Origin of the sequence: Myxococcus xanthus (assembly GCF_013116825.1) — a bacterium.
GTDB lineage: Bacteria > Myxococcota > Myxococcia > Myxococcales > Myxococcaceae > Myxococcus > Myxococcus xanthus_B.
Genome location: NZ_JABFNS010000125.1, coordinates 1 through 17,160, shown reverse-complemented (window position 1 = coordinate 17,160; position 17,160 = coordinate 1). Strand labels below are relative to the sequence as shown.

At 71.2% G+C, this 17,160-nt stretch carries 16 protein-coding genes; 5 read left to right on the top strand and 11 right to left on the bottom strand.

The genetic code is table 11. The features are described 5' to 3' along the window. Positions 1-4 precede the first annotated feature (4 nt). The 3 genes from HNV26_RS29040 to HNV26_RS29030 form a co-directional block, all read right to left on the bottom strand. Complete coding sequence (locus tag HNV26_RS29040; RefSeq protein WP_090489534.1) at positions 5-1,900, bottom strand: OPT family oligopeptide transporter; 1,896 nt, start codon at positions 1,898-1,900, stop codon at positions 5-7. Between the two features lie 102 nt (positions 1,901-2,002). Next, complete coding sequence (locus HNV26_RS29035; protein WP_171443680.1) at positions 2,003-2,488, bottom strand: FKBP-type peptidyl-prolyl cis-trans isomerase; 486 nt, start codon at positions 2,486-2,488, stop codon at positions 2,003-2,005. Between the two features lie 73 nt (positions 2,489-2,561). Further along, the gene (locus HNV26_RS29030; protein WP_171443679.1) at positions 2,562-3,839 is read right to left on the bottom strand and encodes a dicarboxylate/amino acid:cation symporter; all 1,278 of its coding nucleotides are present in this window, start codon (positions 3,837-3,839) and stop codon (positions 2,562-2,564) included. Between the two features lie 80 nt (positions 3,840-3,919). Here HNV26_RS29030 and HNV26_RS29025 point away from each other — a divergent pair, with 80 nt between their 5' ends. After that, a complete protein-coding gene (locus tag HNV26_RS29025; protein WP_011552477.1) occupies positions 3,920-4,558 on the top strand; it encodes a 2OG-Fe(II) oxygenase in 639 nt (212 codons plus the stop codon). Here the strand turns inward: HNV26_RS29025 and HNV26_RS29020 are convergent. The 6 genes from HNV26_RS29020 to HNV26_RS28995 all read right to left on the bottom strand — a co-directional run bounded on the left by HNV26_RS29020 (position 4,537) and on the right by HNV26_RS28995 (position 11,687). Then, positions 4,537-5,319: a DNA-methyltransferase gene (locus HNV26_RS29020; RefSeq protein WP_171443678.1), complete on the bottom strand. Its 783-nt coding sequence runs from the start codon at positions 5,317-5,319 to the stop codon at positions 4,537-4,539. The genes HNV26_RS29025 and HNV26_RS29020 overlap by 22 nt on opposite strands. A gap of 50 nt (positions 5,320-5,369) precedes the next feature. Further along, positions 5,370-6,284 carry a DUF2381 family protein gene (locus HNV26_RS29015; protein WP_171443677.1) on the bottom strand — a complete coding sequence of 305 codons (915 nt, stop codon included), beginning with the start codon at positions 6,282-6,284 and terminating at the stop codon, positions 5,370-5,372. 50 nt (positions 6,285-6,334) lie between these two features. Next, entirely contained in the window at positions 6,335-8,383 is a 2,049-nt protein-coding gene (locus HNV26_RS29010; protein WP_366817048.1) for a serine/threonine protein kinase, read from the bottom strand. Between the two features lie 191 nt (positions 8,384-8,574). Then, entirely contained in the window at positions 8,575-9,738 is a 1,164-nt protein-coding gene (locus HNV26_RS29005) for a TfuA-like protein (RefSeq protein WP_171443675.1), read from the bottom strand. Beyond that, a complete protein-coding gene (locus HNV26_RS29000; RefSeq protein ID WP_171443674.1) occupies positions 9,735-10,904 on the bottom strand; it encodes a YcaO-like family protein in 1,170 nt (389 codons plus the stop codon). Before HNV26_RS29000 ends, HNV26_RS29005 begins: the two co-directional genes overlap by 4 nt. 204 nt (positions 10,905-11,108) lie before the next feature. Next, entirely contained in the window at positions 11,109-11,687 is a 579-nt protein-coding gene (locus tag HNV26_RS28995) for a TIGR02265 family protein (protein ID WP_171443673.1), read from the bottom strand. 171 nt (positions 11,688-11,858) lie between these two features. Here HNV26_RS28995 and HNV26_RS28990 point away from each other — a divergent pair, with 171 nt between their 5' ends. From HNV26_RS28990 to HNV26_RS28975, 4 genes are all read left to right on the top strand, one after another. Continuing rightward, complete coding sequence (locus HNV26_RS28990; protein WP_171443672.1) at positions 11,859-12,500, top strand: RNA polymerase sigma factor; 642 nt, start codon at positions 11,859-11,861, stop codon at positions 12,498-12,500. Continuing rightward, positions 12,500-13,018, top strand: a complete 519-nt coding sequence (locus HNV26_RS28985; protein WP_171443671.1) for a zf-HC2 domain-containing protein — start codon at positions 12,500-12,502, stop codon at positions 13,016-13,018. The genes HNV26_RS28990 and HNV26_RS28985 overlap by 1 nt, the downstream gene beginning before the upstream one ends. Next, entirely contained in the window at positions 13,015-13,500 is a 486-nt protein-coding gene (locus tag HNV26_RS28980; protein WP_171443670.1) for a hypothetical protein, read from the top strand. The genes HNV26_RS28985 and HNV26_RS28980 overlap by 4 nt, the downstream gene beginning before the upstream one ends. Positions 13,501-13,607: 107 nt before the next feature. Beyond that, entirely contained in the window at positions 13,608-14,189 is a 582-nt protein-coding gene (locus tag HNV26_RS28975; protein WP_171443669.1) for a DUF4136 domain-containing protein, read from the top strand. A 56-nt stretch (positions 14,190-14,245) separates the two neighbouring features. Here the strand turns inward: HNV26_RS28975 and HNV26_RS28970 are convergent, their stop codons facing one another. Together HNV26_RS28970 and HNV26_RS28965 are read right to left on the bottom strand one after the other, a co-directional pair. Continuing rightward, on the bottom strand, positions 14,246-15,220 hold the full coding sequence (locus HNV26_RS28970) for a DUF5996 family protein (RefSeq protein WP_216612812.1): 975 nt from the start codon (positions 15,218-15,220) through the stop codon (positions 14,246-14,248). A gap of 130 nt (positions 15,221-15,350) precedes the next feature. Beyond that, a complete protein-coding gene (locus HNV26_RS28965) occupies positions 15,351-15,941 on the bottom strand; it encodes a glutathione peroxidase (RefSeq protein WP_171443667.1) in 591 nt (196 codons plus the stop codon). Between the last annotated feature and the right edge of the window lie 1,219 nt (positions 15,942-17,160).

Below are 17,160 nucleotides of genomic sequence, written 5' to 3'. Positions count from 1 at the left end.
CGGCCTACTTGGGCATCACGCCGAAGGCCTTCGCCATCGCGATGCCGATGCCCAGCAGGCTCTCCCCGGCGATGAAGCCGGAGGACACCGGCAGCACCATGTCCTCCGCCAGCTTCGGCTTCGTGCGGCGCAGCAGCGCGGCGATGGCCGACCCCAGGAAGAAGGCGATGGAGCTGGAGCCCGGAATCACGATGGCCAGCCCGAAGCCCGCCGGGGACGGCACGTAGGCCTTGGCCTTCGCCGGGGCCCAGCGCTCCAGCAGCACCAGGAAGATGCCCAGCGCCGCGCCGCACAGCGCGCCCATGCGCGCCGAGCCCGGCAGCGCGGCCACGCCCGTGGCGAGCAGCTTCGACACGCCAGCCCACACCATGGAGGCAGGCGCGGGGAACTCCTCCGTGCCCAGCATGCTGGCGTCTGGCACCAGAATCTTGAACACGGGCACCACCACGGCCGCGCCGGCCACCACGCCGAAGAGCTGCGCGACGAACTGCTGGCGCGGATTGGCGCCCAGCAGCCACCCGGACTTGAGGTCCGTCAGCAGGTCCGCGGAATGGAGCCCCACGCCGCCCGTCGCGTTGGCGCTCATGACGTTTGCGGGGATGTTGCCCGGCGCCAGGCCGCCGAAGATGAGCTGCGTGACGGGCCCCAGGGCCTTGGTGGGCGTGGTGTCCGTCTCGCCCGTCACCCGGCTGGCGATGACGCCCATGACGACGGCCAGCGGCATGGCCAGCACGCCCGCCCACCACGGAATCTGGAACAGGTAGGCCATGAGGAACACGGCCACCGGGCCGAGAATCGCGAAGCCCAGGGGGAACCACGCGGGCGGGCACTCGATGCCGGCCAGCGGGTCGGCCTCCTCCTCCTTCGCGTTCTTCCCCTTGAACAGGCCCGACAGCGACTTGAAGGAGCGCGCCACGCTGCGCCACTGGAAGGCGAAGGAGAGGAGGCCCGAGGACACCAGCACCGCCGAGCCCGTCCACACCATCCAGCTGTTGATGGAGCGGTAGGTCACCTCGCCGATGGCGCCCTGGCTCACCATGGCCGGCGCGAGGAAGCCGTAGGTGAGCACGGCGCCCAGCAGCATGGACCAGCCCGTGCGGAAGCTCACCAGCGCGCCGGCGCCCACCAGCAGCAGGCTGAACTCGAAGGACAGCGACCACGCCGACGCCTTCTTGCCCAGCATCGTGAAGGGCAGGCTCACCTTCTCCGGGATGTTGGTCAGCCACGTGAAGCGCGCGTCCCGCAGCGCCACCACGAGCGCGCCGATGCCACCCGCGATGCCCAGGAGCCGCGACTTGCGGCGGGCCACCTCGCCATGGCCGTGCAGCGCGCGGATGGTCTCCGCGGTGGCCGTGCCCGTGGGGAACGGCAGCGCCTCCACGTTGATGAGCTGGCGCTTGATGGGGATGGCCGCGAAGACGCCCAGCGCGGAGATGACGGCGAACCACACCATCAGCCAGCCCGAGGACGGCAGCGTGCCCGTCAGCATCAGCAGCGCGGGCACCGCGGCCATGTTGCCACCGCCCGTCATGTAGCCGGCGGCCGACGCCACCGAGCCCATGGCGTTGTTCTCCAGGTCGGTGAACTCCGTCTTCAGCACCCGAATCGAGCGCAGCGTACCGAACACGGCGAAGGCCAGGATGCAGGCGGTGATGGTGACGCCCAGGCTCCAACCCGTCTTGAGGATGACGTACAGGTTGGACAGGCACATCACCGCGCCAATCACCATGCCGGCGATGACGGCGCGCACCGTGAGCTGACGCACCCCACCCTGGTAGACGTGCTCCAGCCAGTAACGTTCCGGATCCTGAGCCGCTGAGGCGCCCGCGTCACCCGGTGAGTCGGACGGTTGGATGCGGAGGCCACTGGGACTGGGCGTCTGAGAGGGGGACTGGCTCATGGGGGCGGCGAAGATAGTTCACCCCCACGCCCCCCGGCGAGCGCCGCGTTTAATGGGGCGGACCAACCCGGCAGGCTGGTCGCGCCGCGTCAGGGGCCTGCGTCAGCCGTGGTCATGCCCGCCCGGCCCGTGGACGTGGCCGTGGGAGAGTTCCTCCTGCGTGGCGGCACGCACGCCCTTCACGGTGACGTCGAAGTGCAGCGTCTTGCCGGCCAGCGGGTGGTTGAGGTCCACCACGACGCCGTCATCGCGCACTTCCTGGATGCGCAGCGGGATGTCGCCCTGGTCCGTCTGCGCCATCAGCGACTGGCCGGCCTGCGGCGAGAAGCCGGGCGGCAGCATGCTGCGAGGCACGGTGCGCACGCCCGCCGGGTCGTGCTCGCCGTAGCCCTGGCCGGGCGCCACCACCACCTGCTTGCTCTCGCCGAAGCCCATGCCCTCCAGGGCCCCTTCGAGCCCCGGGACGATCTGCCGGTGCCCGTGCAGGTATGAGAGCGGCTGGTCGGGCGCGCTCTGGTCGATGACTTGGCCGTCTCCCAGGTGCAGCCGGTATTCAAGCGAGACGACGGAATCCTTGGCGACCCTCATGCGGGGCTCCTTGCCGATGACGGCGGTGGGACTGCGTTTGCTGTGGGGAAGGTGCGGCGGGAAATGCCCGGCGTCAGGAAGCAGAGGGGTCCACGGCTCCCTCTTCGGCCGGGCTGTCGGCCGCCTCTCCGCGCGCGACGTAGACGGCGGCGGCCAGGTCGCCGGTGACGTTGAGCGTGGTGCGGCACATGTCCAGGAAGCGGTCCACGCCCAGGATGAGCCCCAGGCCCTCCACCGGAATCTTGAACATGCCCAGAATCATCGCGATGACGGGAATGGAGCCCGCCGGCACGCCCGCGGTGCCGATGCCCGCCAGGATGCAGATGAACATGATGAGCGCCTGGTCGGACAGGGTGAGCGGCACGCCGTAGACCTGGGCGAGGAAGAGCACCGTGACGCCTTCGAAGAGCGCGGTGCCGTTCTGGTTCATGGCCGAGCCGGCGGTGAGCACGAAGCGAGACACGCTGCGCGGCAGCTTGAGGTTCTCCTCCGCCACCTTGAGCGCGGTGGGCAGCGTGGCGCTGGACGACGACGTGGAGAAGGCGGTGACGATGGCCAGCCGGCTGCTGCGGAAGAACTCGATGGGGCTGCGCCCGCCCAGGAAGCGCACTGACAGCGAGTAGACGACGAACATGTGCAGGCCCAGCGCCAGCAGCACCGTGCCCATGTAGGAAGCGAGCTGCACGAAGATGCCGAAGCCCAGCCGCGCCGTCATGGCGAACAGCAGCGCGGCCACCCCCACGGGCGCCAGGCTCAGCACACCGTCGATGAGCTTCATCATCACGTCATAGAGGCCCTGGATGGACTCGCGCAGGCGCTGGACAGGCTCGCTCGGCGTGAGCGCCACGCCCATGCCGAAGATGAGCGAGAAGACGATGAGGCCGATGAAGTCTCCATCCGCCGCGGCCTTGATGGGGTTGGTGGGCACCATGGAGACGAGCACCGCGCCGAACGAGGACGCCCCTGGCGCGGCGGCCGCCTGGATGGTCATCCCGCCCTGGGCCAACGCCCGGGCCTCGTCACTGAGGCCCGCGCCGGGCTCCAGCGTGTTGACCAGCACCAGCCCGATGAGGACCGAGATGGAGGACAGGATGACGGTGTAGCCCAGCGTGCGAGCTCCCAGCCGCCCCACCTGCTTGAGGTCCAGCTCCGCCACGGCCACGACGATGGCGGAGAACAGCAGCGGAACCACGAGCATCAGCAGCAGGCGGATGAAGATCTGCCCCACCGGTGAAGCCACGTTGTCCACGACGAAGGCCAGCCAGGGCGCGCCGCCCGCGACGAGGTTGGCGACGAGGCCCGCCACCGCGCCGGAGGCAATGCCGACGAGCATCTTCTGGTGCGCTTTCATCGAATCTCCGAGCCCTCCTCGCCGGAGGAGAATGGTCCGCGCCACCGGGCGGTAGGCGAAGATGGCATGCTGTCCTCCTCGTGGAAACCCTCGTTCGACTCACTGAGAACGCCGTGCCCCCCCTGCTCTTCCGCCGCCTGCTGCGACGCCTGGGCGCCGTGGGCACCGAGCGCCTGCGTCAGACCTACCAGACGACCTTCTGGTACGACTTCGGCCCCGCGGCCAACGTGGTGGAGGACATCATCCTCACGCTGCGCCCGCACATCGCCGGCAAGCGCCGCGTGGCCGGCGTGGAGTGGTGGCTGTCACGCATGTACCCGACGGACGTGCGCGTGGACTTCCACCAGGACCGCGACGAGAAGCTGGCGCTGCGCACCGGCGAATTGGTGCACCCGCGCATCTCCTCCGTGCTGTTCCTCAACCGGGTGCGCGGCGGCGCGCTGGTGGTGACGCCCGAGCTGCCAGACCCGGCCAATCCGTCCCTGGCCCCCACGCGGCTGGACACCGCCGACCTGGTGACGCCCCGGCCCAACCGGCTGGTGGTGTTCGACGGCACGCTCACCCACGGCGTGCTGGACGCGGACAACCAGATTCCCGACGGGAAGCTGCCCGGAAAGTCCCGGCAGCGCCGCACGCTGGTGATGAACTGGTGGGGACACCGTCCCACCGACATCCCCGCGTGGGCGGACACGCGCCTCTACCGGGCGCTGGCGCGCTGAGCTTCCTCGCGGGCCGTCTCGCGCAGGCGGTGGGTGACGCGCTCGGCCCACTCCGGCTCGATTTCCAGGCACGCGGGCCGCCGGCCCAGCCGCAGCGCCGCCGACGGCATGGAGCCACTGCCCGCGAAGGGGTCCAGCACCGTGTCCCCCGGGCGGCTGTACGTGCGCACCAGCGGCTCCAGGACGGAGAAGGGCTTGTGGTGCGGGTGGCCGCCCCAACGCTTCGCTTCGCCTTCATCGTCATAGCCGCCGACCACGGCCCAGACGGTGGGCAGCTCTCCTGGCGCCAGCGGCGGCGCGGGCGTGCGGGAAATCACGAGCGCGACTTCGTAGACGCGCAGCGTCTGCTCGTTGGCGTTCTTGTCGGTGGTGCGCTTGCCCCAGACGTACTCGCCGCGCAGGTGCGGGTAGCCCAGGCCGCGCGCGGCGGTGAGGATGGGCTCCTTGCCCAGCAGGTTCGTCCAGATGATGAGCGGCGCGTCCGGCGTCAGGTGCGCGGTGGCGCGCGACAGCCAGGCCTCGGAGAAGGCGCGGTAGTCGCGCACCGTCTCGAAGCGGACGATGGGGTTCTGGTCGATCTTCTTGTGCGCGCGCGTGTCTCGCAGGTCCCCGCCCTTGCGCCGCCGGGTGAGCAGGCAGTACGGCGGGTCCGTGTGGAGCAACGCGGCGCGGGTGTCGCCCAACGCGGCACGGTAGCCCGCCGGCTCGCGGGAATCGGCGTTGATGCAGCGAAGGGACTCGGGCGGGGGAATGGAGGTCATCGGCCTGGGCGGCACCCTACACGGCGGGGCGCGAGGCTCAAGTGGCGCGCTCACCGCGCCTGGAAACCCTCCAACTTCAAGGTCCGCTTGCGGCCCTCGTCCCACAGCTCGAGCGTGTACCGGCCGGCGTCCGCGGCCTCCGGCTCCTCCAGGACGATGATGACGGGCGAGCCGCCCGTGGCGTCCAAGGGCCCTGCCTGCCAGGGAGGGAGCGTCCGCATCCGGTTGCCCTGGGCGTCGGTGAGCGCCGCGCCGGCCGCGACCCATCCCTTCCCCGCCTCCGAGGGAAACAATGAAAGCCGCAGCGCGGCCCACCCGGGGGACAGGCGGACGAGGCTCGCGCGGCGGACGACGAAGTCACCCGTCACCTTCCGGGGCGCCCAGCGCCTGAACATGACGGTGCTCTCGTCGCGGATGTCCGCCACCAGGGACTCGCGCGTGTACTCCCCTCCCGTGCGGGAGCGCTGGAGCTGCTGCACCTGGCGCTCCAGCCGGAGCATCCCCGCACGGAGCTCCTCCACCTCCTGCCGGTAGGACGCGGCGGACCGGGCATGGCGGTAGATCTCCACTTGGCGCTCCGGCCGCGTGGCATCCACGACGAGGTCCAACACGGCCCGATCCGGCACGGCGCCATCATGGAACCGGACCTCCAGCCGCAGCCGCTCCCCCTCCCGGAAGGTGGGCGAGGGCACCAGCACGAGGTGGTCCTCCGTCACGCCGAAGCGCTGGAACCGCTCACGGCCTTCGAGCGCCAGCTGCTCCGGACGGATGCGCGCATCGAAGAACAGGGTGGTGGACAGACCGGGGCTGATGCGGACCTCCGGCGGCGTGGCCAGACCTCCCGCCTGCACGTCGATTCGCCGCACCACGGCGGCCCCCGCGGGCGCGTCCACCGCCGCGGACTCCGCGAGGGTGGCCCACAACAAGCCCCACGCGAGCACGATGAAAGTGGGCGAACCAGTCAAGGCCGAGCAACCTCCAGCAAGGACGCCTCCACACCATGACAGGTGAAGGGCTACCTGCGGTGCCCCATTTCTCCAAGAACCTGGGAGATCGCCAGGTTGACGCCCGGAAACATCATCGGTCTGCCAGGCGTGCTGGAAGGGTCATACTCCATCCCCACGGCTTCCCGGGCGGCGCTGTCCACGATGTTGGCGCAGATGGAGATGCGCCGGCCGTCCGGGTACTCCACCTCCGTGAACCACCCGTAGATGGCCGTCTTCCCGTGGTACACCGTCCCATAGAAGCGGCTCCCCTTCGGGAGGCGGCCGCTCCAAGCGCTCCGAACCTCGTCGATGGCATAGAGGGTGATGGGCTCCCCGTCTGGCGGCACGGGCACCGGACGCACGGAAACATCGGGCGTCATGGAGAGCGTCAAGTCGTTGCCAATCATCTTGGGCGGGTGGAAGCCCAGCTTCGCCATGGAGTCCAACACCTCCGTCGGGCACTGGATGCGAGGCGGCATGTCCCGCACCTGGGGCCCGCTGGCGCACGCGGCCGAGAGGCAGGCCACGGCGGCGGCCTTGCCCAGCGCGCTTCCTGGCGACGGGCGCTTCTTCAACGGTGACGCATGGGCTGCTTCCCCCTCCGCGTCGGAGGAAGCCACCTGCGCGGACACTTCGTCCTGCGCGTCCATGTCGTGGACCGCGCCCGCGTCCGCAGAGGACGGCACCGCCTCTAGGAGGGGCATCTCGGAGGGATTCGAAGAACGACTCGTCACTGCGTGACTTCCTTTCTCAATGGGAACAGGCGGGGCAGGAGCCGGGGCACCCGCGATGGGCATCGCGAGGCGGCTCACCCCGAACACCACCAACCCCACGCCCAGCAGGACGGCCCCACCCCACGCCATGGCGGCTCGGCGCCTCGAACGCGGCGGGGGCGTCTCCGCCACGGGCGCCGCCGATGCGGGCGCGGCGGGCGCCTCGACCGCGGGCACTCCGGGTGGCTCGGCGGGAGTGACGGGCGCGTTCGCATCCGCCACGGGCGCATCCCGGGGCTCCGGATTGAGGGGCAGCACCGCGGCGACCTCGGACGGCTCCCGAGAACGGCCAGGCCGCGAGGACGTGGAGGCGTCGGGCACCATGCGCACCCGCGGCGCCTCCGCGTCGGCGCCCTCGGGCGGACGGTCCAACGACACCTTCCAGGCGGGCTGCCGCTTCTCCTTGGCCACGTCCCAGAGGGCCTGAAGCAGGGCCTCCGTGTTGGCGTACCGGTCCTCGGGGCGCTTCGCGAGCAGCCGCAGGGCGATGTCGCCCAGGGCGCGCGGCACCTTCGGGTTGACGACGTGGGGCGCGCGCGGCGTCACCGTCTCGATGGCCGGAAGCAGGCGGTCATACGGAAGCTTCGGGTCGAACGCGTAGCCATCCGTGAGCGCCTCGTACAGCAACGCGCCCAGCGCGTAGAGGTCCCCGGGAACGCCCGCGTCGAAGTTGGCCCCCTGCTGCCAGGTCCCCTCACGCAGGAAGGCGACGCATTCGGGCGGCAGCAGGTGCGGCGCCGCGGGCGCCACGCCCACCGTCAGCGTCGTGGCCCCGGGCAGCCGCACCGTGCCCAGGTCGATGAGGATGGGGCGCTCGTCCTCGCGGCGGATGAGGACGTTGTCGCCCTTCATGTCCCGGTGGTGCACGCCCCGGCGGTGCAGGTCCGCCACCACGCGCACCACTTCCGTGAAGACGGTCAGCAGGTGCGCCGCCGTGGGCTTCACCCGCCAGCGCCACTCATGGAACGTCTCGCCATCGATGTAGTCCGTGACGAAGTACAGGTAGCCGTCGGGAGGCTCGGGCCAGCGGTCCACGGCGTGCAGTGCCGGGAGGTTCGGGTGGGGAGCGCAGGCCAGCAGCGCCGCGACCTCGTGCGCCAGCCGGCCGTTGATGTCCTCTTCCTCCGCCGCGTGGAGTCCCGCCGGGCGAAGCGCCATCTTCAGCGAGTAATGGCGGCCCGCCCGCTCCACCTGGAAGACCCGGCCGAAGCCCCCCGAGCCCAGCGATGCCACCACGCGCCAGGGGCCGACCTCGCTGCCTGGGACGAGTTGATCCGGATGGAAGGGAGGCGACCTCACTGCCACGGCCACTGCCCTCCTCCCGCCCCACCCGTGACGTCACGCGCGGGCCACACGGCCCGTGGCGGCGCCATGCGCGCGAAAGACTCGGTAACCACCCAGGGAGCGGGGCTGGACAAGGGCAACCTCCAGGGTTGACCCTATCCTTTTCCCCGGGGATGTCACGTTTTCACTTACCCGCGAGGTAAGTCCGCTGCTCAGGAGGACCCAACGCCCTCCGTTGGGTCCACCGCCTCGGCGGCGTCCGCCCAGGCCCCGCTCAGCCGGGCCTCGGCGGCCAGCGCTTCGTCCCAGGACGGGCCGTCCGGCAGCAGGCGCGCCGAATGCGCCAGGACGAGCCGCTCCAGCGCGAGCTCCTCACACAGCCGCCGCAGCCCCACCGCGTCCAACCCCAGGCGCGCGAGGTGGGCCTCTCGGCGCGAGGCGGGCACGCGCTGGGCCTGCCACCAACGGGCCTCTTCCTCAGCCACCTCCGCATCGGAGACGCCCAGGCCCAGGGTGCGCGCCCAGCCCGCGAGCAGCGCCCGCCGCAACCCCGCCTCGGCCAGCGCCGCCGCGTTCGGGGACTCACGAAGGACATCCAGCACCTGCCCCGAGGACACGGTGCCCGCCTGCGTCGCCGTCACGTCATCCACCAACCGCCGACGCCGGACCAGGGATGACGGCTGGCGCGGAGCGCCGTGCGGCGCGGGCGCACCCGAGGCCACCCACTCCGCCGCCGTCCGGAGACACGCGAGCGCGTCCTGTCGCTTCAGGTCCTCGGCGCCGTGCGGAAACCACGTGTCCCACGCGGCCCGGGTGGACGCGGACCAGCGAGGTGCCACGGCCTCCAGCACCCGCGCCCACGACCGCTCCTGGTAGAAGACGGACTGGCCGGCCTCGACGAGCGCCTGGGCCGCATCGCGCGTCAGCACCCGGGCCTGGGCCGCGCATGCCGCCGCGTGCCGGACGTTCACCAGGGGCACCGTGAGCGGACGCCAGCCGTGCTCACCATCCGCGTGCAGCAGCGCCACCTCCGAGTCGTCCACCACGTCGCCGTCGCGGTACCACTCGAAGATGCGCCCCACGCCCACCACGCCGTGCGGCGCCAGCTCCGCCGCGCGCAGGGCCCCCATGCTGCCGCCTCCGAAGACGGCCACGCCCGCCTCCAGCGCCGCCAGCAGTTCGTGGTGCCACACGGAGGGCTGTGCCTCGAAGACGCCGTCCACCAGGGCGATGGCCCGGGGCCGCAGCCGCAGCGCGCGCCACACGTCCCCCTGGCGCGCGGGGGGCAGCACCGTGCACGGCGCCAGTCGCTTCGCTTCCGCCGCTGGAAGCGAGGGCCCCAGGAACACCACGAGCTTGTCCGCGCGCTGCTTCATAGGAGCTCCGAGATGCGCATGCCCGGCACCACCACCTTCTGCACGTGAAGGCCCTCGACCGGCGACAACATCGTCACCGCCGCCGCCCGCTTGAAGCCCGCGCGCTGGAGCCGCGCCAGCACCTGACGCACCTGCCCCGCCGCGGCGCCCTTCGCCTTCGCCCCCAGGTCCGGCATGTCCGCGGCGCGCCGCCGTGGACGGGCCTGGGCACAGGCCTCCGCGAAGCCTCGCGCCGCCTCCCGGTCCGCGGCGGCCACGTCCTCGCGAGCGCCGTGGATGTCCGTCAGCCGCGACTGCGCCGCCTCCAGCAAGGCCTTCAGCAACGCCGCCTCGCGCGTCAACGCGCACGCATAACCCGCGGTGAGCGGCACCGGCCCCTCTTCCAGGTCCACCAGCACCGCCGCGCCCACCGGCAGCCCCACCGCGCCCGGTGCGCGCGCGGCGGGCGTGGCGTCGAAGAGGTACACACCAAAGCCCCGCTCACGCAGCGGTCCAGCCAGGGCCTCCACGGCGGGAGCGAGCTCGAGCAGTTCGGGCGTTCGCAGCAACCGCCGCTGGACGACCTCCTCCGTCCACCCTTCCGGCATCATCCGCGCGAGCTGGTCCCGCTCCGTGGCCTCCAGCAGCGCGTGCAGCAGGGCCCGCCCCGCATCCGGATGCGCGCCAGAGCCATTGCTCGTCCAAGCCACCGCCACCGGGCCCAACGCGAGGCTCCCGGCGGGAGGCACGTGCAGTCCCTGCGCGGGCACCCACACCGGCTCACCGGAGTACAGCTCCCGCGCCTCGAGCCAGGCACAGCGCACCTGAGGGCTCCACAAGCGCGGCGCCACCAGCGCCCCCGCCGAACCCAATTCGTCCGCGCCCCACAGCGGGCCCAGGTGGCCATCCAGCTCCGCTCGCGAGCCCCACACGAGTGCGTCCGGCACCACCGTCTCCGCCGCCCACAACTCCGCCGTCTCCAGCAGCGCGCCCCAGGCCGCGTCGTCGTAGGAGAGGCCCTTGCCGTTGCACACCTGGAGGACGTGGCCGCCCGGCCGCACCGCGCACGCCACCTCCACGCCGGTCCGGTCCAAGCCGGTGACACGCGCCACCCGCGTCACGCCCATGGCCTGGGCCAATCGTTGTTGAAACCGCCGCGAAGACAGCTCGTCCCTGGGAGCCCGCACGGGCGCGGACCTTAGCCTGAACGGCGAACGCCTGTCCGGCGGGCCCATGGCAAACCGAAGGCCTTCACGGTGGGTTGCCCGCACGGCGGGGCGACGCGGACCGCGACATCAGCCGTGCCCCTGGCGTGTGGTGGTGCGCGCCTACCGGCACCTGGACGACGTGCTCCGCGACCTGCGCGCGGCCCCCGGCCCCCTGACGGGCGCTCACTCCCACGAGCAGTGGTACTCGCAGTGCGGTGCGCCCCGGGCGCGGCACATGGGGTGGGTGACGTGCACGGCGCGGCCGCCACACAGTTCGATGGCGCGCTCGTGCCAGCCGATGATGGTGAGACAGTCCGGCTCGGTGACGTTCTCCGCGCCGAACGTCCGAAGCACCGCGGAGCACGGGCCTGTCTGCTCATAGGTGCGTGAGCCCACCGCGTAATAGAAGCGGTAGATTTTCGGCGCCTGGCTCAGCAGGAAGTGTGGCTCGCCAGCCTTGACGAAGACGTGCTGCGGGCCATGCAGCGCCTCATGGGCGGAAGCGCGCCCCATCTCCAGGAAGGCCCGGTCCTTGTCCTCGGGCGACATCACCCCCGCGATGGCCGCGTCCAACCGCAGGTTCAGCTCCAGGGGATACCAGCCGACGGGAAGCAGCATCTGCCTCAGCAGCGCCTGGTCCTCCGCGGGCAGCCGCCGCAGCACCGCGTCCACCCCGACCTGCCCAACGTGCTGACGCAGCATGTTGAGCCGCGAGATGAGCACGCCGCCCTTGATGCGTGAGCCAGTTCCTTGGGTCAACATGCCCCCGTCCCAGGTAACAACCGCTCACCCATTGTCCCCGCGCGGCCTGCTCGCCATCAACTCGGGAAGGCATGTTTCCTGGAACAATATCTTGAAATACACGAACAGACGGAAATCACAGGCGGAAATCGGCCGAAATTAACCTTTATCTCCGTCCGGGGTTGGAGCCACGTGAGCATCAGGGAGACAGGCGGCCAGGTGGTATCCCTGCCGGCGCGCATGGCCCGGGCCGGCCTGGAGCGCGCGCCGGACGAGGCGCTCTGCCGCGCATTCCTGGAGGGTGAGCAGGCGGCCTTCGAGGTGCTGGTGACGCGGCACCGCTCGCTCGTCTTCTCGCTGGTGCGCCGCTACGTGACGCGCCCGGAGGACGCGGCGGACCTGGTGCAGAGCGCCTTCCTCCGCGCGTTGGAAGCCTCACGCCGCGTCTTCGCGCGCTTCACGCCGTCGGGGCCGGCGCCCTTCCGGGCCTGGTTGGTGCGCATCGCGCTCAACCTGGCGAAGAACCACGCCCGTCAGGGGCAGCGGTGGCGCCCGGTGCTGGTGGCCTCCGGGCCGGATGACGTGGTGGAGGACCCGTCGGAGTCCGCGCAGGACCGGCTGGAGCGGGCCGAGCGCGAACGGCAGGTTCGCGCCGAGGTGCTCACCCTGCCCCGCCGCCAGCGCGAGGTGCTGACGCTGCGCGTGGATGGCGGGCTGGCGTTCAAGGACATCGCCGAAACGCTTGGCATCACGGAGAACAATGCGAAGGTGCAGTTCCACCATGCGATGAAGCGCCTCAAGGCGCGGGTGGGCGCGCCCGAGGAGAAGCACTGATGGCTGCGTGCCCTGACCAGGAAGAGCGGCTGGACCTGCACGCCGCGGGGGCGTTGGAGGATGACGAGGCGCTTGGACTCATCCAGCACCTGGAGGGCTGCGAAGGGTGCCGGCAGGCGCTCGCGACCTCCAAGGAGCTGCTCGCGCTGGTGGCGCTGCCCGCGCTGTCCCCCGAGGAGAAGACGGAGCTCCAGGAGCTGCCCCGGCGCACGTTGTCGGAGTGGCGCCGCGGCGCCCGGCGCCAGGGGCTGGGCTTGAAGACGCTGGGCGCGCTGATGGCCACCGTCGCGGCGGTGACGTTGCTTCTGCTGGTGCCCGGCGCGTGGCTGCTGCCAGGCCCGGGAGCGAAGGCGCCGGTGACGGCGGCGGCGCCCACCACCGACGTCGAGGAACTGGACGCGGAGACGATGGCCGCCATCGAGGCCTGGGCGGGACTGGAGCCGCTGGACGCGGTGCTGTTCGAGGACTCCCAGGGCTGGGACGAAGAGCTCGACATCGACGTGGGAGAGACGCTGTGAGGACGAGGGTGCGAACGCGGATGGCGGTGATGATGCTGGCCCTGCTGCCCTGGGTGGCGGTGGCCACGCCCACCGGGCGCGAGGCCCGCGTCGAGGAGCGGCTGGAGCGCGCGGAGCAGCGGCATCGGCTGCGGCAGGTGCTGGAGCTGTCGGACGTCCTGGACCTGGACAACGCGCAGGCGCTGAAGCTGGAGGAGACGCTCCAGCGCTTCGACGAGCGCCGCCGCCCGCTGCGCAAGCAGGTGCGTGAAGCGGCGCGCATCCTCCACCGGGCGGCGCGCGGTGACAGCGAGGCCCTGGCGCAGGTGGACGCGGCGGCGCTGGGTGCCTTCGAGGCACGCGAGCGCATCGCGGCGCTCGACAAGGAGCTGTACCTGGCGCTGGCGAAGACACTGCCCCAGGAGAAGCGCGCCCGGCTCGCGCTCGCCCTGGCGCGCAGCGACGGCCGCCAGAAGATGAAGCGGGAGCCCGGGAGGGATTAGCACCGAGGCCGGGGAGGACCGGGCATCCAGCCCGAGGGGCCCCGTCATGCCGTGGCTACCGTCAGGGCGGCAACGGCGCGCACCGCGCCGCCACCGAGGAGGCTTCCTTGCGGCTGCTGACCCGAATCGCCCCACCGCTGCTGGCGCTCGCTGTCGCCGCGTGCTCCAGCATCGACGTGAACACCAACTATGACCCCACCGCCACGCAGAAGCTGGAGGGGTACCGCACCTATGCCTGGCTCCCACAGCCCACGGGCAAGGACGACCGCGTCTACAACCCCATCATCGGCGCGCGCGTCGAGCAGACAGTGGACCGCTACCTGCAGGCGCGCGGCTACCAAAAGGTGGAGTCCACCGCCAACCCGGACTTCCTCATCGGCTGGCACGGCGCCATCCACAACGCGCTGAGGGCGGAGACGGTGGACGCCTACTACGGCTATCCCTGGGGCGGTCCCTTCACGGACCCCTTCTTCGCGGGCGGCGCCGTCACCATGCCGGAGACGGAGCTGCGTGAGTACGAGGAGGGCTCGCTCATCCTCGACGTCGTCGACCCGCAGACCAAACAGCTCGTCTGGCGCGGCACAGCCCAGGCGGAGCTGGACGAGAACGCCAGCGCGGAGAAGCAGCAGCGGCGGCTGGACGAGTCCGTGAAGGACGTGCTGGAGCGCTTCCCTCCCAAGACGAAGTGAGGAGGGCCCTCCGCGCGCGCCGACGTCGTGGCGACGCACCTCCGCGAGGCCGGCCCTCAAGGCGCGGGCTGCTCGGCGACCGTCCCCTCCTCCACGGCGCGGGCCGCGCGCAGGGACTCGGGGACGATGAGCGGCCGCTCCAGGCGCTCCCGCTCCCAGCCGCCCAGGTCCGCGCAGGCCTCGTAGGTGCTCTGGAGGAAGTCGAGCAGGTACGCCTTCGGGTCCTCCGCGCGCCGCACGTCGTCGTACGCCAACAGGTACTCCTTGATGTTGGCGTCGTACCGGGCCTGGGCCGGGCGCACGCTAGCGCGCGCGAAGCCCTCCGGCTCCGGGGCCGCGTAGCTGTAGAAGGCCGCGCCGCCAGTGGCCTGCATGCCGGGCCAGAAGCCCGCGCTGCTGACCTCCTCGCAGTAGGCCTCCTGGGTGATGGGGTCCGCGTCGGGGCGCGCTGGCGCGGGCCGGCCGGAGAAGCGCGTCACCGCCAGGTCGAAGCTCCCCCAGAAGAAGTGCACCGGGCTGCACTTGCCGGTGAAGCGCGCGCGGAAGTCCTCGAAGACGAGCGTGGCCTGCAGCAGCGCACGCCACCAGTGCTCCACGGCTTCACCGTCATAGCTGGCGTGGTGCCAGTCCTCACCGAAGGGCGTGGTGTCGTCGGGAATCTCGACGGGCTGCGCCCAGATGCGCACGTCGATGCCCATGGAGCGCAGCGTCGCCATGAAGTCCCGGTAGAACTCCGCGACAGGCCGGGGCTCCAGCGCCATCACCCGGGACGGCCCACGGTTGGCGTGCACGTGCAGCTCGTGCGAGAGGAAGTCGAAGTCCACCTCGAAGGCGCCATCTCCGAAGGGAATGAGCCCCGTCGTCATGCCCCGCGCCGTCACGCGGAACGCGACGTTCCACCAGTGGTTCTGAGGCGGCGTCAGCGCCAGCTTCACCTTGCCGACGACCTGCGTGTACCGGTGCAACGTGGCGTAGGTGTCCTGCCACGCCTCCAGCGGCAGCGGCGGCCACACCGTGTCCCGGTTGTCCATGGGGCCTCCCTTCGAGCCGAGTCGGCATTCAGGGTGAGCCCCCACCGGCGCCCATGCCAGGGCGCCAGCCAGGGCCGCATGCCTCCAGGGCGGGGACCAGAGGGCCAGCCCCCACGCGCCCTCTGGGGGGCTATGGCTGCGCGAGCGCGCTGTCGATGGCCGCCTTCAATTCGGCGCTGTCCGGCGTCACCGCGCTGGGGAAGCCGGCCTTCACCTGGCCGTCCTTGCCCACCACGTACTTGTGGAAGTTCCACTTGGGCGCGGGGTGGTGCTGCGACAGGAACGCGTAGACGGGCGACTGGCCGTCCCCCTTCGTCTTCACCTTCTCGAACATGGGGAAGGTGACCTTGTAGCGGAGCTCACAGAACTTCTTGATCTCCTCTGACGAGCCCGGCTCCTGGCCGCCAAAGTCGTTGGACGGGAAGCCCACCACCACCAGGCCCTTGTCCTTGTATTCCTGGTGGAGCTTCTCCAAGCCCGCGTACTGCGGCGTGTAGCCACACTCCGACGCGGTGTTCACCACCAGGACGACCTTGCCCTGGTAGCTGGACAGCTTCTCCGGCTTGCCATCGAGCCGGTTGGCGGAGAGGTGATGAAAGGACATGGGCTTCTTCTCGCTCGTGGGTTCGGACTTCGCGGGGGGAGGAGACTTCGGTGCCGCGGCGAGCGCCGGGGTGAAAGCCAGCGCCGAGGCCAGGGTCAACAAGGGGAGGATTTTCATGCCGCTCCCCAGGATGCCCCAGTCGCCCGCCCGTTTCACGCCCGCCGCGCCGCGGCACGCGAGCGTGTGTCCTCATCCGAAAAGAGCGACTTGAGCACCCGGCCGGTCGGCGTCTTCTGCTTCGCCACCTCGCGGGGCGAGCCCTCCGCGACGATGTGGCCTCCCGCCTCGCCACCATCGGGTCCCAGCTCCACCACGTGGTCCGCGGCGCCAATCACGGACGGGTGGTGCTCGATGACCACCAACGTGTCGCCGCGGTCCACCAGCCGGCCCATGAAGGTGATGAGCTTCTCCACATCGCCCAGGTGCAGGCCGGTGGTGGGCTCGTCCAGCACGTACAGTGTGGGCTCGTGCCGGGCGGAGGCCGTCAGCTCGGCCGCCAGTTTCAAGCGCTGGGCCTCACCGCCGGACAGGGTGTTGGAACCCTGGCCGAGTTGGAGGTAGCCCACGCCCAGGTCGGCCAGGCACTCCAGCGGCGCGGCCACGCGGGGCAGCGCCTTGAAGACGTCCTTGGCCTCGTCGGCGGACAGGCGCAGCACGTCGCCAATGGTGAGCCCGTGGTAGCGCACCTCCAGCGTGGCCGCGTCGAAGCGCGCGCCGTTGCAGGCCTCGCACGGCGTCACCACGTCCGGGAGGAAGGACATCTCATGGGAGATGGCGCCCTGCCCGTCGCACGCGGTGCACCGGCCGCCGCTGGCCGAGTTGAAGGAGAAGCGCGTGGGCGTGAAGCCCTTGATTTTCGCCTCGGGCGTGGCCGCGAACACGCGGCGCAGCTCGTCCCAGATGCCCAGGAACGTCGCCGGCACCGAACGCGGCGTGCGGCCGATGGGTGACTGGTCCACCGACAGCACGCGCTTCACCGCCTCCGCCCCGTGCAGCGAGGTGAAGGGGCCGGGCTTCGCCGTGACGCGGTCCAGCTTCTCGCGCAGCGCCGGGTACAGCACCTGGCGAATCAGCGTGCTCTTCCCTGAGCCCGACACGCCGGACACCACGTTGAGCCGCCCCACCGGCAGCCGCAGGTCCACGCGCTTCAGGTTGTTGGCCCGCGCGCCCTTGAGCTCAATCCACTGCGTCGCCTCACCCCGGCCCGAGGGAGGCCGCACCTGCGACGCCTTCAAGGCCCGCGCGGTGGGTGAATCCCCCTCCAACACCACGTCCGGCGGCCCCTCCGCCAGGATGTGCCCTGTCTCTTATACACACCTGACGCTGCCGACGATAA